22 protein-coding genes are annotated in these 21,191 nt (G+C 38.6%); 13 read left to right on the plus strand and 9 right to left on the minus strand.

Going from position 1 to position 21,191, the window contains the following annotated elements; genetic code table 11:
* The 7 genes from gvpJ to PN497_RS05680 all read left to right on the plus strand — a co-directional run.
* On the plus strand, positions 1-137 hold a 137-nt coding region (gvpJ, locus tag PN497_RS05650), incomplete at its 5' end, for a gas vesicle protein GvpJ (protein WP_272109780.1).
* A gap of 207 nt (positions 138-344) precedes the next feature.
* Positions 345-1,019: a gas vesicle protein GvpC gene (gvpC, locus tag PN497_RS05655; protein ID WP_096567136.1), complete on the plus strand. Its 675-nt coding sequence runs from the start codon at positions 345-347 to the stop codon at positions 1,017-1,019.
* 313 nt (positions 1,020-1,332) lie between these two features.
* The gene (gene gvpN, locus PN497_RS05660; RefSeq protein WP_096567134.1) at positions 1,333-2,535 is read left to right on the plus strand and encodes a gas vesicle protein GvpN; all 1,203 of its coding nucleotides are present in this window, start codon (positions 1,333-1,335) and stop codon (positions 2,533-2,535) included.
* A complete protein-coding gene (locus tag PN497_RS05665; RefSeq protein WP_096567132.1) occupies positions 2,532-3,092 on the plus strand; it encodes a gas vesicle protein in 561 nt (186 codons plus the stop codon). Before gvpN ends, PN497_RS05665 begins: the two co-directional genes overlap by 4 nt.
* A gap of 111 nt (positions 3,093-3,203) precedes the next feature.
* Positions 3,204-3,710, plus strand: a complete 507-nt coding sequence (locus PN497_RS05670) for a gas vesicle protein K (protein WP_096567130.1) — start codon at positions 3,204-3,206, stop codon at positions 3,708-3,710.
* Positions 3,711-3,753: 43 nt separating this feature from the next.
* The gene (gene gvpF, locus PN497_RS05675; protein ID WP_096567128.1) at positions 3,754-4,494 is read left to right on the plus strand and encodes a gas vesicle protein GvpF; all 741 of its coding nucleotides are present in this window, start codon (positions 3,754-3,756) and stop codon (positions 4,492-4,494) included.
* A gap of 89 nt (positions 4,495-4,583) precedes the next feature.
* Positions 4,584-4,853, plus strand: a complete 270-nt coding sequence (locus PN497_RS05680; protein ID WP_096567126.1) for a gas vesicle protein GvpG — start codon at positions 4,584-4,586, stop codon at positions 4,851-4,853.
* 199 nt (positions 4,854-5,052) lie between these two features.
* Here the strand turns inward: PN497_RS05680 and PN497_RS05685 are convergent, their stop codons facing one another.
* Positions 5,053-5,370 carry a gas vesicle protein gene (locus PN497_RS05685; RefSeq protein WP_096567124.1) on the minus strand — a complete coding sequence of 106 codons (318 nt, stop codon included), beginning with the start codon at positions 5,368-5,370 and terminating at the stop codon, positions 5,053-5,055.
* 167 nt (positions 5,371-5,537) lie between these two features.
* Here PN497_RS05685 and PN497_RS05690 point away from each other — a divergent pair, with 167 nt between their 5' ends.
* From PN497_RS05690 to PN497_RS05700, 3 genes are read left to right on the plus strand one after another with little or no spacing between them, the layout of a single operon-like run.
* Positions 5,538-6,218 (plus strand): GvpL/GvpF family gas vesicle protein, encoded by a 681-nt coding sequence (locus PN497_RS05690; protein ID WP_096567122.1) that lies wholly within the window; start codon positions 5,538-5,540, stop codon positions 6,216-6,218.
* Between the two features lie 36 nt (positions 6,219-6,254).
* Entirely contained in the window at positions 6,255-8,153 is a 1,899-nt protein-coding gene (locus PN497_RS05695) for an ArsA family ATPase (RefSeq protein WP_272109776.1), read from the plus strand.
* A gap of 54 nt (positions 8,154-8,207) precedes the next feature.
* Positions 8,208-10,064 (plus strand): AAA family ATPase, encoded by a 1,857-nt coding sequence (locus PN497_RS05700; RefSeq protein ID WP_096567120.1) that lies wholly within the window; start codon positions 8,208-8,210, stop codon positions 10,062-10,064.
* 75 nt (positions 10,065-10,139) lie between these two features.
* Here the strand turns inward: PN497_RS05700 and PN497_RS05705 are convergent, their stop codons facing one another.
* From PN497_RS05705 to PN497_RS05715, 3 genes are all read right to left on the minus strand, one after another.
* Positions 10,140-10,778, minus strand: a complete 639-nt coding sequence (locus PN497_RS05705; protein ID WP_096567118.1) for a histidine phosphatase family protein — start codon at positions 10,776-10,778, stop codon at positions 10,140-10,142.
* Positions 10,779-11,038: 260 nt separating this feature from the next.
* Positions 11,039-11,170 carry a hypothetical protein gene (locus tag PN497_RS05710; RefSeq protein ID WP_268932479.1) on the minus strand — a complete coding sequence of 44 codons (132 nt, stop codon included), beginning with the start codon at positions 11,168-11,170 and terminating at the stop codon, positions 11,039-11,041.
* A 32-nt stretch (positions 11,171-11,202) separates the two neighbouring features.
* Positions 11,203-14,892 carry a DEAD/DEAH box helicase family protein gene (locus PN497_RS05715; RefSeq protein ID WP_096567116.1) on the minus strand — a complete coding sequence of 1,230 codons (3,690 nt, stop codon included), beginning with the start codon at positions 14,890-14,892 and terminating at the stop codon, positions 11,203-11,205.
* A 153-nt stretch (positions 14,893-15,045) separates the two neighbouring features.
* Between PN497_RS05715 and PN497_RS05720 the strand changes: the two genes are divergently transcribed.
* Both PN497_RS05720 and PN497_RS05725 read left to right on the plus strand, forming a co-directional pair.
* Positions 15,046-15,429 (plus strand): DUF433 domain-containing protein, encoded by a 384-nt coding sequence (locus PN497_RS05720; protein ID WP_096567114.1) that lies wholly within the window; start codon positions 15,046-15,048, stop codon positions 15,427-15,429.
* Positions 15,422-15,748 (plus strand): DUF5615 family PIN-like protein, encoded by a 327-nt coding sequence (locus PN497_RS05725; RefSeq protein ID WP_096567112.1) that lies wholly within the window; start codon positions 15,422-15,424, stop codon positions 15,746-15,748. Before PN497_RS05720 ends, PN497_RS05725 begins: the two co-directional genes overlap by 8 nt.
* 85 nt (positions 15,749-15,833) lie before the next feature.
* On the opposite strand, the gene PN497_RS05730 is transcribed toward PN497_RS05725, so the two are convergent.
* The 4 genes from PN497_RS05730 to PN497_RS05745 form a co-directional block, all read right to left on the minus strand.
* A complete protein-coding gene (locus tag PN497_RS05730; RefSeq protein ID WP_096567110.1) occupies positions 15,834-17,021 on the minus strand; it encodes a restriction endonuclease subunit S in 1,188 nt (395 codons plus the stop codon).
* A gap of 55 nt (positions 17,022-17,076) precedes the next feature.
* Positions 17,077-17,397 (minus strand): nucleotidyltransferase family protein, encoded by a 321-nt coding sequence (locus PN497_RS05735; RefSeq protein WP_096567108.1) that lies wholly within the window; start codon positions 17,395-17,397, stop codon positions 17,077-17,079.
* A 3-nt stretch (positions 17,398-17,400) separates the two neighbouring features.
* Positions 17,401-17,970, minus strand: a complete 570-nt coding sequence (locus PN497_RS05740; RefSeq protein ID WP_096567106.1) for a Uma2 family endonuclease — start codon at positions 17,968-17,970, stop codon at positions 17,401-17,403.
* A 162-nt stretch (positions 17,971-18,132) separates the two neighbouring features.
* Positions 18,133-18,444 (minus strand): GIY-YIG nuclease family protein, encoded by a 312-nt coding sequence (locus PN497_RS05745; RefSeq protein ID WP_096567104.1) that lies wholly within the window; start codon positions 18,442-18,444, stop codon positions 18,133-18,135.
* Positions 18,445-18,450: 6 nt separating this feature from the next.
* Between PN497_RS05745 and PN497_RS05750 the strand changes: the two genes are divergently transcribed.
* Positions 18,451-18,990, plus strand: coding sequence for a hypothetical protein (locus PN497_RS05750; protein ID WP_096567102.1), 540 nt, complete (start codon positions 18,451-18,453; stop codon positions 18,988-18,990).
* On the opposite strand, the gene PN497_RS05755 is transcribed toward PN497_RS05750, so the two are convergent.
* Positions 18,987-20,555, minus strand: a complete 1,569-nt coding sequence (locus PN497_RS05755; RefSeq protein ID WP_096567100.1) for a class I SAM-dependent DNA methyltransferase — start codon at positions 20,553-20,555, stop codon at positions 18,987-18,989. The genes PN497_RS05750 and PN497_RS05755 overlap by 4 nt on opposite strands.
* Positions 20,556-21,191: the final 636 nt, after the last annotated feature.

Below are 21,191 nucleotides of genomic sequence, written 5' to 3' on the forward strand. Positions count from 1 at the left end.
ATGCTTGGGTTCGTGTTTCCTTGGTTGGTATTGAATTACTAGCAGTAGAAGCTAGAATCGTAATCGCATCTGTAGAAACCTACCTGAAATATGCAGAAGCTGTAGGTTTGACTCAGTCTGCTGCGGTACCTGCTTAATTTTTAAGTAGATGTCCGAGATTAAGAATTTAATTAGGATTAAATTCTAGTACCATCACTGCTTTTTTAATGACTTTGATATGCGGAAATATAGTTTTCATGAAAGCATATCTATTAAAAAAGCAGAAACACCTGCAACTACATTCACTGAGTAAAAAACTCCGGTGAATGTAGTTGATACCAGCTTCTAATTTCTAGGAGAACTTCATGGCGGCTTTAATGGAAAGAATCCGGCAGGAGAATAACTCAATATTTGAGGAAGTAAATTTATTCCTGTCTGAGACAAAAAGCAAGCGGTTTACTCAAGCAAAAAAACAAGCGGAAGAACTGCGTCAATTCCAGCAGCAACTCAAGCAAACAACTGATGAGTTTTTGACAAATGCTGCTAAAGAACGCATTGCTCAAACTAACCAGCAAGCAAAAGAGTTGGACGAGTTCTATCAGCAACTCAAGCAAACAACCGATGAATTTTTGGCAAATGCTGCCAAAAAACGCATTGCTCAAACTAACCAGCAAGCAAAAGAGTTGGACGAGTTCTATCAGCAACTCAAGCAAGCAACCGATGAGTTTTTAGCAAATGCTGCTAAAGAGCGTATCGCTAAAGCTGAGGCACAAGCGAAAGAGTTGAGTGAGTTCCATCAGCAACTTGAGCAAACAACCGATGAATTTTTAGCAAATACGGCTAAAGAACGTACTGCTAAAGCTGAGGCACAAGCGAAAGAGTTGAGTGAGTTCCATCAGCAACTTGAGCAAACAACCGATGAATTTTTAGCAAATACGGCTAAAGAACGTATTGCTAAAGCTAATGAACAAAAGCAGAATCTGCGTCAATTCCGTCAGGATTTATTTGCGAGTGTTATTGGCAATTACCGTCGCAATTAATACTCACAATCCTGCTGACTGTTAGATAATTGGGCTATATAGTAATTCCCCCTAATCCAATAGTTGTAAAACTGTGAAGATCAGGGGGTGAATAATAAAAATCAACAATGAGTTTTGGCGTTCAACAATGATAGTCTCAGTTTATACCTGGTTCAAGCTAGAAACAACAGCTATTTGAAAAATAACTTGACTACAGTTATATAACTAAGCTCTCTGCTGGAAACTATATAGATTAAGTATAGCACATTCCAATTAGAAAAGATAGCAATCTTTTTCCCTTTTTTCCAAGTTATTTTCCAACTATCGTGAATTTATGACTATCATGAATATGAATCAGAAAAGAGCAGTTCTTCGTGTTCGCCCAGGGCAGTTTGTGGTGACACCTGCTATTGAAAAAGTAGCATCTCGGGCTTTACTTTATCTCAAGTCAGGGTTTCCCATTCACTTACGGGGTCCTGCTGGAACAGGTAAAACTACCTTAGCTCTGCATTTGGCTCATTGTTTAGACAGGCCAGTAATGTTATTGTTTGGAGATGACGAATTTAAGAGTTCAGATCTGATTGGTAGTGAATCGGGATACACTCACAAAAAGTTACTCGATAATTATATTCACAGTGTTGTAAAAATTGAAGACGAATTCAGACAGAATTGGGTAGATTCTCGACTAACTTTAGCTTGTCGGGAAGGATTTACGTTGGTATATGATGAATTTAATCGTTCACGTCCTGAAGTTAATAACGTATTGCTTTCAGCCTTAGAAGAAAAAATTCTCAGTCTTCCCCCTAGCAGTAATCAACCAGAGTATTTAAATGTTAATCCCCAGTTTCGGGTAATTTTTACCTCTAATCCAGAAGAGTATTGCGGCGTTCACTCTACACAAGATGCTTTAATGGATAGATTGGTAACTATTAATATGCCAGAACCAGACGAGTTAACTCAAACTGAGATATTAATTCAAAAAACAAATCTAGATAGAGAATCTGCTTATTTTATCGTGCATTTAGTTAAATCATTTCGTCAGGCTACAGGGGCTGAAAAAACTTCTGGCTTGCGGTCTTGTTTAATGATTGGTAAAGTTTGTGCAGATAACGGTATTGTAGCAACACCAGAAAATGCGGACTTTCGGGATATTGCTATGGATATTTTATTCAACCGCACAAATTTATCTATCAGCGAGTGTACATCTATTTTGGCGGATTTGCTGAATCAAGCTTCTACAAGCGTAGCCCAGGCTTTAGAGATGATGAATGTTGATGAGGAGTTTCATAACGGTTATTCTCTAAAGGAAGTTTCCCAGCCTCAGACTGATTTAGAAACTTTAGAAAATATAGTTCCTTTTGAGAAGGAAGTTTATTATTACCTAACTGAGCATAAAAGTGAAGGAATAAATGGACTGCAAAAAGCTTTGAATCTAGACAAGAATGTAATATTCAATGCTCTTCATTCTTTAAAGCAAAAGTCTTTGGTTAACAAAGTTAATGGTCTTTATACTATTCAAGAGTTGAATCACTCGTGACTTCTACCCCAATATTGCCAACACGTCAAACAAACCCAAGTCGAACTATTACCACATCTACCCAAGGTTCGACTTTGGCGGACATTCTCGAAAGAGTTTTAGATAAAGGTATTGTCATTGCAGGTGATATATCTGTATCTATTGCTTCTACCGAACTTCTACATATTCGTATTCGCTTGTTAATTTCCTCCGTTGATAAAGCTAAAGAGATGGGTATCAATTGGTGGGAAAATGACCCTTATCTCAGCAGTAAGGCGCAAAGTCTGGTTGAAGAAAACCAACTACTCCAACAGCGCCTAGAAAGCTTAGAAGCGCAAATGAACGTAATGAAATCAGCAATAGAAGAAGGGCAACTAACCTTAGCTAATACGGAAGCTAGTTTTGAGGAAGAGAACCAAGAAGTGATCCCATTATCCATAGATAGCAACATACAAGAAGAAGAGGAATCTGTCATAGAAGAGGAGCAATTTACTTTAGCTAATACGGAAAATATTTCTGGGGAAATAGACCAAGAAAGTATACCATTGTTATCCATAGATCCCCCCGTTGATGTCTAATTGCAATTTAGGAGTTATCCAAATTTAGATTAATCAAAACTGGAACTCCTGAAATTTTAATCATTGTGAAAAAAAACTTAGTGGAAAAAACTTAAAGTTTTAGATGACATCATGGACATGGTTGACACTCCAATTAATAATTCTCAAGATTTACTAACTACTGGTTCTAAATCCAAGAATGAAGCGGGTTTAGCTCCTTTATTGTTGACGTTACTAGAATTGGTGCGTCAACTGATGGAAGCTCAAGTAATTCGGCGGATGGAACGAGAATGCTTGAGCGAATTAGAGTTGGAGCGAGCAGCAGAAAGTTTACAAAAGTTGGAAGAGCAAATTTTACATTTGTGTGAAATATTTGAAATTAATCCAGAGGAGTTAAATGTAAATTTAGGAGATTTTGGTACTCTTTTGCCTCATCCAGGCTCTTATTATCCAGGAGAACCTAGCAACAATCCTTCTATATTGGAATTACTGGATCGCCTGTTAAATACGGGAATTGTTGTAGAGGGTGAAGTAGATATAGGTATAGCTCAGTTGGATCTGATTCATGCTAAATTGCAGTTAGTTCTGACCTCTAAACCAATTGGATCAATTAAATCAGAAGCGACATATCCTTCGTAAAATAAAGTTTAAGTTTAAATACATTTTAATTAATTTGCAGATTATGAATTTTGGTCTTTATTTGTACGGTATTTTCCCTGAATCAATTTCTAATTCTCTCGAACTTAAAGGATTGGATGGACAAACTGTTCAGAGTCAAGTAGTTGATGGATTTACTTTTTTATATTCAGAAGCTTGTCAAGAAAAATATTTAGCTTCTCGCCGAAATTTATTGGCTCATGAAAGAGTGTTAGAAGAAGCAATGAAGGCGGGATTTCATACGCTTCTACCTTTGCGCTTTGGATTAGTTGTTAAAGATTGGGAAGAAATTAATAGACAACTGATCCAACTATATAAGCAGCAGTTAGAAGAATTATTTAGCAAGTTAGCAGGACAAAGAGAAGTAAGTATTAAGATCCTTTGGAATACTAAGTCTGAAGTCCAAGCAATGATGGAATCTAATCCAGATTTAAAACAGCAGCGGGACAAGATGGAGGGTAAAAACTTAAGCATGGAAGAGATTATTGGTATTGGGCAGTTAATTGAAAGTAATTTGCAGGCTCGTAAAGAAGCTGTAATTCAAGCTTTCTTGGAGGAATTAAATCCTTTAGCAACAGAGGTGATTGAAAGTGAACCGATGAATGAAGAAATGATATACAATGCCGCATTTCTCATTCCTTGGGAAAGCGAATCTGTATTTAGCGAGCGCGTGGAAACTATTGATCAGAAATTTGGCGATCGCCTACGTATTCGTTACAATAATTTTACTGCGCCCTATACATTCGCGCAGCTTGTTTCTGAGTAGTATACCTAATTTCTTGCAGCCCCAAGCTGTGATGTTAAAAAGTTGGTTTTTGCTGAAGATAACTTAAAAACTCAATAGGATTTATCAATATGTTAATGAAAATTTTACTAGCTCCCATAACTGGACCAATTGGTGGAGTTGTCTGGATTGCAGAGAAAATCCAAGAGCGTACAAATACAGAGTTTGATGCTCAAGAAAATTTGCATAAACGATTATTAAGTTTACAGCTTGCCTTCGATCTCGGTGAACTTGGTGAAGAAGAATTTGAGGCTCAAGAAGAGGAAATTCTTTTAAAAATTCAAGCATTGGAAGAGGAAGCCAACAGAGATGCTGAAGCTGAAGAATTACAGCTTGTCTAAATTATCAGTACAATCCTGGCGGTGTCTAGATTGCATAGATTATTGTTTACCTGCTATAATCTCTGAAATCTTGAAACCATTTACTGGTAATGACAACGTCTGCACACAAAGTAGTGCTTCCTAGCAAAAACTTATCTGGTAATTATCTTGAGGATAAGAGTAGAAAACCCGCTCATGCGGGTTAAAGTTTAAACAAAAATTAATATTCAATCTCAAAAGTGTGGTAATTATGCGGTTCACTAGTTTCCTTTTTCTGAGATATATTTTGAACAGTTGCTGAGTGAGGTTGACGTAATCTATGAATGGTTTTTTCCGTTTCTTCGATCTGATGATTTAGAACGTCTAACCTTTGTTGGAGTACAAACATTCTTTCTTTAATTCCATATAACTCTCGTTGGATACGTTGCTTTTCAGTCACCATTTTATAAAGCTCTAATTGACTTGAAGCATCTGATTTATTTCTAGGCATCGTACTAACTTTAGCCCTAATCAAACCGCGGTTGCGAATATTTTTCATGAAAAGTACCTAAATATTTTCAACATTATAACTAGTTTTATTCAATTGTAAACGCCTAAATACTCAAATAATAGATTTTTTTTATAAATTCAGAAAATATCAAGTTGTAGTTTTAATGATTATAAAAAATTTGTCAGTCATTGGTTGTATGTCTCTATGGAAAAAAGATGGAATTAGAAAACTTCTACACTTATGCTTTTTTAGAAACTCCTAGCTTTCCCCTAACCTTGCCCCAAGGAATTGCTAGTCAAGTAGTTTTGATTAATGGTACTCAACTTTCTGCTATTGTCGAGCCTGGAATATCTTTAGAATCGTGCCAAAAAAATGATGCTGAAATTATCCAGATGGCTTTATGTCATGATCGAGTTATTTGTGAAATTTTTGAGCAAATTACAATTTTACCATTAAGATTTGGCACTTGTTTTAAGTCTCAAACAAAACTACTTAACTATCTAGAATTGCATAGTCAAGAATATCGCAAACAGCTAGAAAAAATCAAAGGTAAAGTCGAATTTTGTTTAAAACTAATTCCTCATTCCTTACCTGAAACAGAAACATTTACGGAAAAGGGGAGGAATTACTTTTTAGCTAAAAAGCAACAATATCAAAATAGACAAAACTTTACTATTGCTCAAGATACAGAAAAACAAAACTTAATTGATGTCATCAGAAATGTACATCAATTGCCAATAGTTATTCAAGACAAGCAAGAAGAAGTAAGAATTTATATTCTGGTTGGCTCTCAAGATAAAATTTTAATTTTAGAACAATTTTTAAGTTGGCAAAAAGCTTGCCCACGCTGGGATTTATCATTGGGAGATGTTCTTCCACCTTACCATTTTATTTAATGCTTATTAACTATTATTTGATTGATTTTGAAAATTATGAACCAGTACGATTCACTGAATTTACTTCTGTTTAGCGGCAAAGGCGGAGTCGGTAAAACCACCATGTCTTGCTGTTTTGCTCGTTATTGGGCGACAAAGTTCCCGGAAGAAAAAATCTTATTATTGTCCACAGATCCGGCACATTCTTTAGGAGATGTATTACTTTCAAAAGTGACAGATGATGCTGCACCAATAGCAGATTTACCCAATTTGAGTATTCAGGCTTTAGATGCTCAAAAACTGCTATTAGAATTTAGGGCAAAATATAGTCAATTTTTAGAACTATTAGTGGAAAGAGGAAGTTTAGCTGATGGAGAAGATTTAGCCCCAGTTTGGGATTTAAACTGGCCTGGCTTAAACGAACTGATGGGATTACTAGAAATACAAAGGTTACTATCAGACAAAAGCGTTGATCGCATAGTAGTTGATATGGCACCTTCTGGACATACCTTGAATTTATTGCGCTTAAAGGATTTTCTAGATGTAATTTTAAATTCATTAGAATTATTCCAAAAGAAGCATCAAGTGATCACAGAAACTTTCACAGGTAGTTATACCCGTGATGAAGTTGACAACTTTTTAGCTGATCTCAAATTTCAATTATCAGAAGGTAGAAGACTACTACAAGATAATCACTTTACAGGTTGTTTAGTAATTGCCATTGCTGAACCGATGTGTTTGGCAGAAACAGAGAGATTTTTAGAACAGTTAAAAACCTTAGATGTTCCCTACTCAGGAATATTAATCAATCGCATTTTGACAGATGCCAATATAGATCCAGATCGTTATGCAGAGCAGGAAAAATACCTACAAAAGTTCTTAAATATTTCCCAAAATCAACCAGTTTTTATTGTCCCACAACAGCCATCAGCCCCATTAGGTAATTTAGAATTAGATCATCTAGCCGCACAAATTCAAAAAATTGAGCAAGTTGAACTGGTATCTGCTCCAGTCATTACATGGCCAGTGAGAATACCACCCAGCTTTAGTGATTTTTTAGCAGCAGGATGTCAACTAATTATTGTCGGCGGCAAAGGCGGAGTCGGCAAAACTACAGTATCAGCAGCAATGGGTTGGGCTTTTGCCAATCATTATCCTGAGCAAAAAATTCGTGTTATTTCCATAGATCCTGCTCATTCTTTGGGAGATGCCTTTGGAGAAAAATTAGGGCATCAGGCCAAATTATTAGCTCCTAATTTAAGCGGACAAGAAATTGATGCTGACAAAATATTAGATCAGTTTCGTACTGATTATCTTTGGGAATTGGCGGATATGATTAGTGGTGAAGGAACAGCAACAGACACAAATGTCAATATGGCTTATCTGCCAGAGGCTTGGAGACAGATCATGTCTCAAGCTTTACCAGGAATTGATGAAATGCTATCCCTAATTACCATTATAAATTTATTAGAAAGTAACCAGCAAGATTTGATTATTTTAGATACTGCTCCTACAGGTCATCTGCTACAATTCTTAGCAATGCCCTCAGCTTTAGGAGATTGGTTATCTTGGATATTTAAGCTATGGATGAAATATCAAGACGTTTTGGGTCGAGTTGATTTCATTGGACGGCTACGTAATCTGCGCCAACAAGTTATCCAAGCTCAAAAGAAATTGAAAGACCCCAAACACACCCAATTTATAGGTGTAATTCAGGCAGAGGAAGCAATTATAGCTGAACATATCCGCTTAACAGAATCTCTGAAAAAAATGGGAATTCAACAACGCTATGTGGTGCAAAATCGCTACACTCAAAATTCAGAAATCAATCAGGGCTTATTTTCAGAACAAACGATTATTCGCTTGCCTCAATTACCCAGGTCGGTAGAACCAATAGACCGAATTAAAGGCGCGGCTGATCTTTTATTTGCATTTGAGGAACTAACCTCCAATTAAAGAACAATTTAGCCGCAACAATATTTTTGTAAGTTCATTTTAGAAAGGGATGTCATGAGTGATTTATTTAAAGGATTTGAGCAGTTCATAGAATTGGTCGAGACGTTACAAGAAAAAATTGACAGTGGAGAAGTGAAAACTGATGTGCAGTTTAACACAAGATCCGTCAGTAGTATTCCCAGAACAGGCAATATTCCCCGTGGGAGTAGTAGCAATATAGGGACTAGTCGGATCCGCACTCCTTCCTCTCCTTCTGCTTCCCCTTCTCCTTCCTCTCCAGCCGCTAATGCAGGTTCATCAGAGCCGATCATACCACCGGATTCTAATTCGGGTATGACCCTCAAAGATATCGGCGGACTGAGTGAAGTTCTCAAAGAACTCAAAGAACTAATTGCTGTTCCCTTAAAACGCCCTGATTTGCTGGTTAAATTGGGACTAGAACCCACACATGGCGTACTGTTGGTAGGACCTCCGGGTACTGGTAAAACTCTGACAGCCAGGGCCTTGGCTGAGGAATTAGGGGTTAACTATATTGCCCTAGTCGGACCAGAAGTAATCAGCAAATATTACGGAGAAGCAGAACAAAGACTGCGAGGTATCTTTGAAAAAGCAGCCAAAAATGCTCCCTGTATTATTTTTATTGATGAAATTGATAGCCTCGCCCCAGATCGCAGTGCAGTGGAAGGGGAAGTAGAAAAACGTTTAGTTGCTCAGTTATTAAGCTTGATGGATGGTTTTACCCAAACTCAAGGGGTAATTGTTCTAGCAGCTACTAACCGCCCGGACCATCTTGATCCAGCCCTACGTCGTCCAGGAAGATTTGACCGGGAAATTCAGTTTCGCATTCCAGACAACAACGGACGCAAAGAAATATTACAAGTTCTGACTCGTAATATGCCTGTGGATGATACGGTCAATTTGGAATTTATCAGCGATCGCACTGTGGGATTTGTAGGTGCTGACTTAAAAGCCGTATGTCAAAAAGCAGCTTACATCGCCTTACGCCGTCAAGTTCCTTCGATTGATGTGCAAGCTCCTGACACTATGACGGTGAATCAATCGGATTTTATACAAGCACTCAAAGAAATCAAACCAGCAGTGCTTCGTAGCATGGAAGTTGAAGTCCCCCATGTGGAATGGGAAGATATTGGTGGTTTGGAGACAATTAAGCGAACCCTACAGGAATCCGTCGAAGGAGCTTTACTGTATCCAGAACTTTACCGCCAAACCAAGGCCGTAGCACCCAGGGGCATCTTGCTTTGGGGTCCTCCGGGAACTGGTAAAACTTTATTAGCTAAGGCCGTAGCTTCCCAAGCCAGAGCTAATTTTATTGGTGTCAATGGTCCAGAGTTACTTACTCGTTGGGTGGGAGCTAGTGAACAAGCTGTGCGAGAATTATTTGCTAAAGCCAGGCAAGCTGATCCCTGTGTCATATTTATTGATGAAATTGATACCTTAGCTCCAGCACGGGGAACTTACACTGGTGATTCGGGAGTTAGTAACCGCGTAGTCGGACAATTACTCACTGAATTGGATGGTTTAGAGACGGGAACTAATATTTTAGTGATTGGGGCTACTAATCGTCCTGATGCCCTTGACCCTGCTTTATTACGGGCAGGAAGATTAGACTTGCAATTCAAGGTCGATTTACCTGATTTAGCCAGCCGTCTAGAAATTTTGCGAGTCTACACTGAGGGCAGACCTTTGTTAGATGTGGATTTGGCATATTGGGCTGAGTCCACCGAAGGCTGGAACGGAGCAGATTTAGTTTTGCTGTGTAATCAGGCTGCTGTGAAAGCAATTCGCCGTTTTCGAGACCAAGGGGAAACAGACCCGGCTGCTATTAGGATTACTCTTGATGATTTCCAGTATTCTTATCAAATTCTAATGGAGCAGCGAACCGTTAGCTAGAGGCAAATCGGGGCAACCACGGGGGATTGCCCCTACTTTTTTTGTTAACCTCCGGGAGTCAGAAGTAAGGTGTGTTTATGTTCCTGGACGTGAGCGAATATGATCAGGTATATGGTAGCGATCGCCTAATATCTCCAACAATGGACCATTAACATCAAATTTCACCTTACTGACTGAGGCTACTAAAATATTGACTCGATAGCGATAACATCCCAAATCAATTCCTAGTAAGCTACAAAGTATAATCCGAATTGTGGCTTTATGGGAAACTACTAAAACATTACCTTCTGGGTGTTTCTCTATAATTTCAGTAATCACAGGTATTGCCCGGTTAGCAATTTCTACGGCTGTTTCTCCTCCTAGAGGTGCATTCCAAGCAGGTTCTGACAACCATTTGATATAGTTTTCTGTGTAGTTCTCTTGTACAAAGGATTTACTTTTGGTTTCCCACACACCATAACTACCTTCTCTGAGTCCTTCTCTCACCTGCATATCTATTCCCAGAGCATCACAAAATGGTTTGGCAGTGGCAATGGTGCGTTTCATGGGACTAACATAAACTCCTTTCCATTGCAATTGTTTATAAACATCGGCAAAACTTTCTGCCATCTGTATTCCTGCGGTTGTCAATTCTGCATCGGTTTCACCACAGAAATTGCCATTTTGACTAAATGTTGTTTCCCCATGTCGCAGTAAATATAAATTGAGTGCCATAGGTTTGATTGCGATTGGTAATCAGGTTTATAGTGAGCGAAGTCGAACTGAATTTGTGCAAAAATAAATTACCATCAATCTTGCAATTGAATATGTGACACCAGCACAAAGTGATTAGTTAAAATGTTTTATCGAGCAAAATGTTTTATCTAGCCTTTCTACCTTAGTCAAAAAGTCATTAATTTAACCAGTATTTAGGGTTTGCTGAAAAAGTCCCTTCGTTGAGGCAGGGAATAGGGAATAGGGAATAGGGAATAGTTTTAGCTATCTGTTATCCCCAGATTTTCTAATTTATCAGACCCAAAATGCACAGTTTTTAAGGTATACCCTGTAAAAGCTGGCACTTTTTTAACTTCCAGCAGGCTAAAACCCTTTACCTGTAAAGTTTTCATATTTATTCAGCAAGCCCTAGTTAGACGTTTAGTTAGGCGATCGCTTTTTGATAAACTTCCTCTAAACAAGCAATTAATTCATCAACTTGAGCAGAGGTAAATAGTCCATCTGGTCCTTGGGGTGTAATATCAGTAAATGGTGATTCATAGAGTAATGCTGCATCCATGACACCATGTTCTGTGAGGTAGTTGATAATCATATCTATAAATTCTATTTGATTAGCATTAAGGTTTTTATCAGCTATAAAACTAGCTAATTCTTGTTTAGCAACTTCCCTATCTAGTCCGACTAAGGAACGCACAAATAAGCCTAGTCCTTGAGATTCTTCTTTAGCGCGGTTAATATCTTCCGTTTCTCCGATACCGCTTTCTGCTAATATTCTTTCTAACTCGGATAAGTCTGATGCGGTTAATTGTTTATTGGTTCTGAGTTTGAAAATAACTATATTATCTTGATGCCCTCTTAAAAAGGCTCTGGCTTTAGATCGGAACTTATAGAATTGATCTGTTGAGGTAAAATGAGGTAATTCTACTATAATTTCCTCACCCATTTCATCCTCAAAATTAGTATAAATGGGTTCGCGTTGTTTCTTATCAATTAAATTTACTAAACCCCGTAGACGTTTGCGGAGTGTTTCTAACATGGGTAAGGTGACATCTTGCCACCATTCGTCGCTTTGAATATCTTGAATTAATGGTAATTGTGCTTGAATTAAAGGAATATCTGGTTTTTCTTCTAGTAACCCAGCAATTGATTTAACTTGTGTTTGTAATTGTTTTAAATTAGGTTGAGATTTGACTATGGCTAGTTGTAATTTTAAGATTAATATATCAAAGCGTTTGGTTTCTTCTGCTTCTGTGGGTATTTGGGAAGGTAAACCGGCAATTTCTTGATTTAAGGTAATAATATCTTCTTGGGCTAATGATTTCCATGATTCATAATTACCATATTTTTCTACAAATTGGCGTTTTGTGCGAACTATAAAATTTTCTGTGTTCATGGCTGCCACTTCTGTATATAATAAATTAGCTATTTGATGCCGCAGTTCTGTATTTGTTTTTGGTTCTTTTGCAGATGTTTGATTTTCGTAAATTGCGGAATTATTAATAGAATTATCAACAATTGATTTATCTAATTCTGCTATTAATTCCAGGCGTTTAGTAAATAACTGCTTACTTAAAGATTTACCTATGGGTGCATCTGTGGTTTCTGGGTTGTGTTGGAAAAATTCTAAATTTTGGCAGTAGTCAAATACATAGAAAAATTGTTTATCTTGTCCTATACCAAATAAGTCAGCACAGCGACGAGTTCCCCTTCCTAACATTTGCCAGAATTTGGTTTTAGAACGCACCAATTTAAACATGACTAAATTTACTACTTCTGGTACATCTATTCCCGTATCTAACATATCTACAGAAATGGCGATATGGGGCATTTTATCTTTTTTAGAAAAGTCGTCTATAATACTTTGAGCGTATTTAGTATTAAAGGTAATGACGCGAGCAAATTCACCTTTAAATTGGGGATAGTTAATATTAAATCTGTCAGCGATAAAGTTAGCGTGAGCTTGATTTTTAGCAAAGATAATTGTTTTACCTAAGATATCACCGCCGGCAACTTTTAAACCTCTGGTCATTAGATGTTCTAAAACTTTATCTACTGTATCTTGATTAAATAACCATTGATTGACTGCTGCTGCTTCTATGCGGTCGGGGATGTTACCTTCATCATCCCATTCTATAGCATCCCATTCTTCTCTTTCTGTTTCTGATAATTGACTATAATTAATTCCTTGACGTTGGAATTTCAGGGGAATTGAGACGGCTTGAGGTGGGACTAAAAAGCCATCTTTTACCGCATCTTCTAAGCCATAGGCATCTGTAGGTACACCACTTTCTAAATCAAATAATCCGTAGGTATTGCGGTCTATTTCATCTTTGGGGGTGGCGGTTAATCCTAATAGTAAAGCATCAAAATTATTGAAGATGTGGCGATATTTTTGGAAGACGGAACGATGGGCTTCATCAACAATAATTATATCAAAATGGGCAACACTAAACCGTTTTTCTGATTCTTTGGTATCATCAATTAATCCCATCATGGTCTGATAGGTACAAGCGAATACTCTCCCTTCTCCATCTTTTTCTGTGACTAGGTTAACTGGAGATGCTTCTGGTAGGTGTTTTTTTAATACTTTGATGGTTTGGTCTACCAAGGCCACACGGTCGGCTAAAAATAGGGCGCGTTTGACCCAGTTACAACGCATCAGCATTTCTACTAGGGCGATCGCTGTTCTGGTTTTTCCTGCACCTGTAGCCATGACTAACAGGGTTTTGCGTTCTTTGTCGGTTTCTATAGCTTCTGTAACGCGGCGAATAGCACGGGTTTGGTAATAGCGTTCTGCTATACTGGGTTTAATATCTGCTTGGGCTAAGGATCTGCGGATGCTGCGGCGTTGGATAAGTAATTCTAATTCGGCTTGTTTGTAGAACCCTTGGACTTGTCGCGGTGGGTAGTTGGTGTCATCCCATAACCAATGTTCATAACCGTTGGTGTAGAAAATCAGGGGACGTTGGTTAAATTGTTTTTCTAAACAGTCTGCATAGAGTTTAGCCTGTTGTTGACCGTTGCGGGGGTCTTTGCGGGTACGTTTGGCTTCGACTACTGCTAGGGGTTTTCCATCATCTCCCCATAATACATAATCTACAGAGCCATTACCGGAGTTGTTGGGCATTCCTGTTACTGGATATTCACAGGAAACGTTCCCTTCGACACTTCGGCTTCGCACTTCGGCACTTCGGCTTCGCACTTCGGCTTCGCTCAGGGAACGACCTTCGACACTTCGGCTTCGCACTTCGGCTTCGCTCAGTACAAGCTCAGTACAAGCTTCGCTCAGGGAACGGGAACTGTTGCGCTGGTTGAGCGAAGTCGAAACCAGCTTCCATCCTGCTTCTTTTAATAATAAATCTATGATGGACTTGCGGGTTTCTTGTTCTGAATAGTCGTGTGTATCTGGTTGGCTAATATTTACTTTTTTGACTGCTGCTAGTTCGGCTCTGAGTTGTTTTATGGTTTCATCTAGGGCGTTTTTATCTGTTAGTAATAGGGAGAGTTTTTCATCTTTTTCTTTGAGTTCTATTGCTAATTTTTGCAGTTCTTGAGTTCGACTTCGCTCACTCACCGGAGTTTTGTTTTTCTCACTAAGTTTAGTTTGATTTTGTTCACTAACCGGGGTTTTATCTCTCTCACCGGCTGGAGTTCGACTTTGCTCACTCACCGGGGTGGTTTTGGTAATTTGCGGTATGGCGTTAATATCAAAGGTTAAACCTGGTTCTGGTTTGGTGGTGCGTCCGTAGGTACGGGTTAACCAATATGCTATATGAAAAAATTCTTTGACTGCGGTGAGGCTATCGTTAACGGGTACTTTTCTTTCATCATGAACGGCGTTGTTACCAATTTTAATGATGAGTTTAGCTTTGTTAAATATGGCTTGACCTACTAATTGTTTAAAGGTCGGTTCATGGATGAGGGTGCTAATGTTATCTTGATAGGGTAAGTTTAATGTATTGTCGTATTTATAGAGCCAGTTTACTGTTAATTCTAAGGCGCGACGGCTATAAAAACAGGCTGTCCGCGGGTCACGATAGGCTGTTTTAAAGGCTTTGTGAGCAGATTCGTAAATGGTGGGAAATTCGGGTTTAAGAAAGGTAAACTGGCTCATTTAGTTAATAAGCTGTTGTTAGTTTCAATAGATTATACTCATTATATTCAGTAAATATGTTGATTTCAAGCTAGAATTTCATGGGATGTTGAGCTACATTTAGAATATAATGTTTCTTATGATGTTTCTAAGGCCAGCAAATAAATACGGCAAATGACAGCATATACCCTAAATTTACCTGAACAGTTGAAGCATGAAATTGAGCAATTAGTTCAAAGTCAGGGGATTTCGCTTGATCAATTTATTCTGTGGGCTGTAACAGAAAAAGTCAGTACCCTGAAAGCATCTTTTTCACAAATTGCTTATCGTCAGGGAGCAAATGGGCAACTTGTACCAATCATTAAAGGTACAGGAATTAGAGTGCAGACTGTGGTGATAGCTTCCCAAAAATGGGGTATGAGTCTCAGTCAAATTGCTGATGAGTATGAGCTAAATGAGGCACAAGTAAAAGAGGCTTTGAGTTTTTATGTAGTCAATAAGGAGCAGATTGATACAGCGATCTCTTCTGAGCAATCCTTAGAAAGTGCCAATGGTTAAACTCAAGCTGCATCTGGATGCTGATACCTCTAGTAAATCACTACATTTAGCATTGGTGTCTAAAGGTCATGATGTCACTCGTACACCAAATGACTGGATGCCTTTAGATGCTAGTGATGAAATTCAATTATTACGTGCAACTTCTCAGGGAAGATGTATTTTTACTTTCAATATTAGAGACTTTATTGTTCTAGCAGAAAAGTATCCGCAACATGGTGGTATTATCCTTGCTGCTCAGAATAGTTGGTCACTTTCCGATTTAATTATGGCATTAGATAACCTATTATCTGACGCAGAAGCGGCGGATTGGATTGGTTAGGTAGATTGGTTGAATCGGTGGCGAAAGTAGTTTTAGAAGTCTAATATTTCTCGGTTTTTTTATAGTGTAAATCAATTTTTTGAGGTTATAGTTCTCCTTTAAATGCACGATGTTGGAGGGATGCAAAGAGGGCATCTAGTTCTAATAATGAGGCGTGATGTGATTTTTTCAGTTCTTCTACTGCTTCCACTCTTTGGGCAAATTCTTGTTGAAGGGATAGGGGGGGAAGTAAAGCAGGAAGTTCACGAATTTGATTTTGAAATAGATTTGCTTGACTGGAAGCATTTGCTCTTTGTTGCATTTTCGCGTGTAAAGCGGGTGTTCTTAAAAAATATTCAATAAATTTAGAACTTATTAAGTTGTAATTTAATTTTAATAACGCAACGCTCCTAACAAGTGAAAAAGGCTCATCAATATCAACAGTTGTTACACGCCCAATTGTTCCAGAACAAGAAATTAGTATATCACCGCGTACAGGATTACATCTTTTCTTGATTCGTTCATGTTCTTCAACACTAATATAATCAACATCTCTAACGTCAATATAGCCATTTTGTATATTGCGAGCCGATAATAACTTGATACCCTGTAATGTTCTTTTAGGTGTCTGATGCTCCCCATCAGTAATCTTTTCTGTAATATCCCCAAGTTTTGAAACTGTCCAACCCTTTGGATTCTTAACAGGATCGCCGAACATTTCAAAAAAAATGGATTGAGTGAGGGTGTCGAGTTGTGCGATCGCTTCCTTTCTTTTTCTCCTCAACTCCTCCGCTTGATCTAATATCTCCGCTATTCTTTTCTGTTCTTCTAATGGTGGTAGGGGAATTTTATGATTTTTTAAATCAGGAGCTTTAATTGTTTTAATCGTTGTACTTGATGAAGCATTATCTAAAAATTGAATAAAATCATTAGATCGCATATATCTCCAAAGATAACGTTCATTAACTTTTAATCTATTAGGTGAAATACGAATAAGATTTGCTGTAATATTAGCACCTACAAACTCTGGAGGTATTAAGGCGACTTTTCCAATAGTTCCACGAACAGACATTACTAAATCACCTTTTAAAAGGGTTGTTCGTGGGAACTTTAATGATGTATTTTTTGAAATAAACCTCCACTTATGTTTATTCAAGTCAAGACTTCCATCACTTGTTATTAATTCGCCTCTAACCTCTGGAATCCCTGTTTCACAATATTCAATACCATAATAAGTGGGATAGCGGTATATTTCTTGACATATTTCATCTAAGCTAACATAAACTTTATTCATCCCAGCATTTTCTCCAAATCTTTAATAAACAACATTGATAGTAAAAAATAAAATCTTATATATAAATGACCTCAGATAAAACACGGTTACGAATCCGATTTTTTAAACCATTTTTAGTAACAACATCTACCTTTAAACCAAACAACTGACTTAAATAATCCCTCAATTCCACCAACATCATAAAAGTCGGTGCTGTTTCATAATCTACCAAAATATCAATATCACTTGTTTCTGTTTGCTCACCCCTAGCATAAGAACCAAAGATAGCAATTTCTGTAATTTGATACATTTCACAGATAGACTGCTTTTTTAATAATAAAACCCTTCGACTTCGCTCAGGACAAGCCTCTCGTATTTCCTCAAAACTTTTCATCATATATTACCCTTGTAATAACTCATTTACAGTTAACTTCACCTCAGAAAACAAAGGCGAACAAATCACCTCATCACCTGTAAAAACCTGCTCCTCATACAAACCTTCCACCCACTCTAAAACAGTCACCTTTTGCCCCATCGGGTCAACAATCCAATATTCATTAATACCCCGCGCTGCATACTCAGAACGCTTGTAACGATAATCTCGATTTTCCTGATTAGGACTTACCACCTCAACCACCAACAAAGGGGGCGGCATATCCATTAAAATTAAAGAGCGTGTAGCATTTTGCATCACTTGGGCTAATTCTTCAGAAAATACCACCAAATCAGGAACACGCACCCCCACCATGCGACTATTTACAGCTATTTCTGTTTTCATACTCAAGCGGTAATAGGGAATACCTAATTTTAGAAAATAGGCAACTAAAAACATCGCTATGCGCCGATTTATCTCACTTTCAAAAGGCATAACAATTAATTCCCCATTTTCTAATTCATATAAATAATCCGTCCCATCGTCATAATTAAGAAATTCCTCAAAAGTCATTTTTTGAGCAGTTGTAACTGTCATGACCATTACTCCTATAAACTGCTTATCTTACTATTTTCTTACTATTTTAATTTCACTCCCCGTTCCCTGAGCCTCCCCGTTCCCTGAGCCTCCCCGTTCCCTGAGCCTCCCCGTTCCCTGAGCCTCCCCGTTCCCTGAGCGAAGTCGAAGGGAACACTTTTCCTAACTCAAATGAGCAAACCGACTGTAATGAGTTTCATTTTGACACTCAGCCAACTTATGTAATAAATTTGTATTTCCTAAAATCAAAGCTTGTTTTTTCTTGCGACTCCAACCTTGTATTTGTTTTTCCCGTTCATAAGTATCTTTTACAAGCTCATAATACTCACAAAAAACTAACTTAACAGGTAAGCGTTTCGCTGTATAATTTGCTCCATAACCATTTTGATGTTCCCATAAACGACGATCTAAATCCATTGTACTACCAGTGTAGTAAGTACCATCAGCACATTCAATAATATATATATATGCCATCGGTTGATGATTGAATTTTTTAAGTTTATTTTATACTTAAATCTGGCAATGTTCCCTCTCTCTGTTCCCTTCGACTTTGTTCCCTTCGACTTCGCTCAGGGAACGGACTCCGCTCAGGGAACGGACTTCGCTCAGGGAACGGGCTTCGGTCAGGGAACGGGCTTCGGTCAGGGAACGGACTTCGCTCAGGGAACGGGCTTCGCTCAGGGAACGGGCTTCGCTCAGGGAACGGACTTCGGTCAGGGAACGGACTTCGGTCAGGGAACGGGCTTCGCTCAGGGAACGGACTTCGCTCAGGGAACGGACTTCGCTCAGGGAACGGGCTTCGCTCAGGGAACGGACTTGGATTTTGTTCCCTTCGACACTTCGGCTTCGCACTTCGGCTTCGCACTTCGGCTTCGCACTTCGGCTTCGCACTTCGGCTTCGCTCAGTACAAGCTCAGTACAAGCTCAGTACAAGCTCAGTACAAGCTCAGTACAAGCTCAGTACAAGCTTTGTTCCCTTCGACTCCGCTCAGGGAACGGACTTCGGTCAGGGAACGTTAACCTAACAAACTCCCTAATTTCTCCATACTTTGTTGAATTTCTAACTCCAACTTAGCTAAATTAGCCAGAATTTCCTGGGGTGGTAAATGGTCTACCTCCTCATGTACCACTTCCTTGTAACGATTAAGACTTAAATCATACCCTTGAGCCGCAATATCCGCCCTTGGGACACAGAAACTTTGAGCCGTGCGGGGGCGTTCTCGTTCTGTAGTATTACGTACCTGCCACCGTGCTAAAATATCAGGTAAATTATTTTTACTATGTTCCTCCGGGGTTAACTGCACAGCCGGCACAGATCCAAGTTTATCCTCAGTTAACAAAGGTGTTCTTTTATCGTCTAAACTCAATCCATCGGCATTGACATCATAGAACCAAACAAAATCAGTTCCTCCCGAATTGGTTTTAGTAAAGAGTAAAATCGCCGTAGAAACTCCCGCATAGGGCTTAAACACACCACCAGGGAGGGATATGACTCCATCTAGCTTTTGTTCCTCTACCAGTATTTTCCGCAATTCTTTATGTGCCTTGGAAGACCCAAACAGCACCCCATCGGGGACAATTACCGCCGCCCTACCCCCTGGTTTCAGCAATCTTAAAAATAAAGCTAAAAATAATAACTCTGTTTTCTTAGTTTTAACTATTTCTAATAAATCCTTGGCTGTGTTTTCATAGTCTAAGGAACCAGCAAAGGGAGGATTGGCCAATAATAAAGTATAGGTTTCCTCATCGTCTGCGTGTTCCTGTGCTAAAGAATCTTTATATCTCACATCAGGATTTTCTACACCATGCAGGAGCATATTCATACTGCCAATTCGCAGCATGGTATTATCAAAATCAAACCCGTGAAACATCTGCTGGTGAAAATGTGCTTTTAGCTTGACATCTGTTAACACCTGGGGGTGATGTTGACGTAAGTATTCATTAGCAGTCACTAAAAAGCCACAGGTCCCACTAGCAGGGTCACAAATTACATCCCCTGGTTTGGGTGCTGTCAGTTCCACCATTAGCCCAATAATATGGCGCGGTGTTCTAAATTGCCCATTTTGTCCGGCTGAGGCAATTTTACTTAACATATATTCATACAGGTCGCCTTTGGTGTCCCTGTCATCCATTGGGATATTAGCGATCAAGTCCACTACTTTAGCAAGTAGCGCGGGGGTGGGAATGGTAAAACGAGCATCTTTCATGTGGTGGGCATAGGTCGAGTCATCACCACCTAAAGTCCGCAGAAACGGGAAGACAAATTCATTCACCACAGCATACATTTCTGGCGGTGCGAAATGCTGAAACCGCGACCAACGCAAATGATCATAGGGGCGTTTTTTTAGCGGTTCTCCCGACTCGGATTTTTCTAATACATAATCTCCCTCTGGGAAAATACGCCGTTCCATTGGCTTTTTGAGTCGGGTAGCTTTGTTTTCTGCTAAGGTATGCAGGTCATCCAGACGACGCAAAAATAACAGGTAGGTAATTTGTTCAATTACTTCTAGGGGGTTGGAAATACCACCAGACCAAAAAGCATCCCAAATTTTATCTACTTGACTTTTAATTTCCCCTGATATCATGTTTTATTTTTATCCAGTAATTAATAAGTACGCAGGCAAAATTAATTGTAATTGCACATAGTTATTGAAGAAAAAATCTCTGTAAACCTTACCTGTTCCTTCTCCTAACCTGAATAATTAATACAAGCAAGATGCTTGTGTTACTGTAACTTCAGGTTTTTTGATTATATAGTTTAGCTGGACATCAGCTTATAAAGTAAGCGATCGCCCAGTTTTTTCTGAATTTAAAATATATTAAAATATATTAAAATATATTAAAATATATTAAAATATATTAAAATATATTAAAATATATTAAAATATATAAAGGGTAAAGGTTAAAGGTTTTTCTTCACCTTTTCCCTTTACCCCATTAACGGAATAACTTGACACTCCCCACGTCTAAAGCCGGGGGATTCTTGAAGAGTCCATAAACTGACTTTCAATGGTGCTGGCAAAAACACCCTACACGCTCAAAACAACTACCAGGACAAAAGGTATTGCAATTGCGCTTACTTTTTTTGCTTTGGTGAGTCCATCACAATGCCAGTTAGGTACGCTCAACATCCTGCCATTATTTGCCCTTTAACTATTCCAAATCAAGTTGGATATGTCCGTTGCCGGGATTTCTCCGCACTAGGATGTTTCTTCACGTAG

This window comes from Sphaerospermopsis kisseleviana CS-549 (genome assembly GCF_028329225.1).
Classification (GTDB): Bacteria; Cyanobacteriota; Cyanobacteriia; order Cyanobacteriales; family Nostocaceae; genus Sphaerospermopsis; species Sphaerospermopsis kisseleviana.

Bases quoted from the DNA above. Each gene is read 5' to 3' on its own strand.
- gvpC (WP_096567136.1), top strand. From the start codon at position 345: ATGGCGGCTTTAATGGAAAGAATCCGGCAGGAGAATAACTCAATATTT.
- gvpN (WP_096567134.1), top strand. From the start codon at position 1,333: ATGACTATCATGAATATGAATCAGAAAAGAGCAGTTCTTCGTGTTCGC.
- PN497_RS05670 (WP_096567130.1), top strand. From the start codon at position 3,204: ATGGACATGGTTGACACTCCAATTAATAATTCTCAAGATTTACTAACT.
- gvpF (WP_096567128.1), top strand. From the start codon at position 3,754: ATGAATTTTGGTCTTTATTTGTACGGTATTTTCCCTGAATCAATTTCT.
- PN497_RS05680 (WP_096567126.1), top strand. From the start codon at position 4,584: ATGTTAATGAAAATTTTACTAGCTCCCATAACTGGACCAATTGGTGGA.
- PN497_RS05685 (WP_096567124.1), bottom strand. From the start codon at position 5,370: ATGAAAAATATTCGCAACCGCGGTTTGATTAGGGCTAAAGTTAGTACG.
- PN497_RS05690 (WP_096567122.1), top strand. From the start codon at position 5,538: ATGGAATTAGAAAACTTCTACACTTATGCTTTTTTAGAAACTCCTAGC.
- PN497_RS05695 (WP_272109776.1), top strand. From the start codon at position 6,255: ATGAACCAGTACGATTCACTGAATTTACTTCTGTTTAGCGGCAAAGGC.
- PN497_RS05700 (WP_096567120.1), top strand. From the start codon at position 8,208: ATGAGTGATTTATTTAAAGGATTTGAGCAGTTCATAGAATTGGTCGAG.
- PN497_RS05705 (WP_096567118.1), bottom strand. From the start codon at position 10,778: ATGGCACTCAATTTATATTTACTGCGACATGGGGAAACAACATTTAGT.
- PN497_RS05710 (WP_268932479.1), bottom strand. From the start codon at position 11,170: ATGAAAACTTTACAGGTAAAGGGTTTTAGCCTGCTGGAAGTTAAAAAA.
- PN497_RS05715 (WP_096567116.1), bottom strand. From the start codon at position 14,892: ATGAGCCAGTTTACCTTTCTTAAACCCGAATTTCCCACCATTTACGAA.
- PN497_RS05720 (WP_096567114.1), top strand. From the start codon at position 15,046: ATGACAGCATATACCCTAAATTTACCTGAACAGTTGAAGCATGAAATT.
- PN497_RS05725 (WP_096567112.1), top strand. From the start codon at position 15,422: ATGGTTAAACTCAAGCTGCATCTGGATGCTGATACCTCTAGTAAATCA.
- PN497_RS05730 (WP_096567110.1), bottom strand. From the start codon at position 17,021: ATGAATAAAGTTTATGTTAGCTTAGATGAAATATGTCAAGAAATATAC.
- PN497_RS05735 (WP_096567108.1), bottom strand. From the start codon at position 17,397: ATGATGAAAAGTTTTGAGGAAATACGAGAGGCTTGTCCTGAGCGAAGT.
- PN497_RS05740 (WP_096567106.1), bottom strand. From the start codon at position 17,970: ATGACAGTTACAACTGCTCAAAAAATGACTTTTGAGGAATTTCTTAAT.
- PN497_RS05745 (WP_096567104.1), bottom strand. From the start codon at position 18,444: ATGGCATATATATATATTATTGAATGTGCTGATGGTACTTACTACACT.
- PN497_RS05750 (WP_096567102.1), top strand. From the start codon at position 18,451: ATGATTGAATTTTTTAAGTTTATTTTATACTTAAATCTGGCAATGTTC.
- PN497_RS05755 (WP_096567100.1), bottom strand. From the start codon at position 20,555: ATGATATCAGGGGAAATTAAAAGTCAAGTAGATAAAATTTGGGATGCT.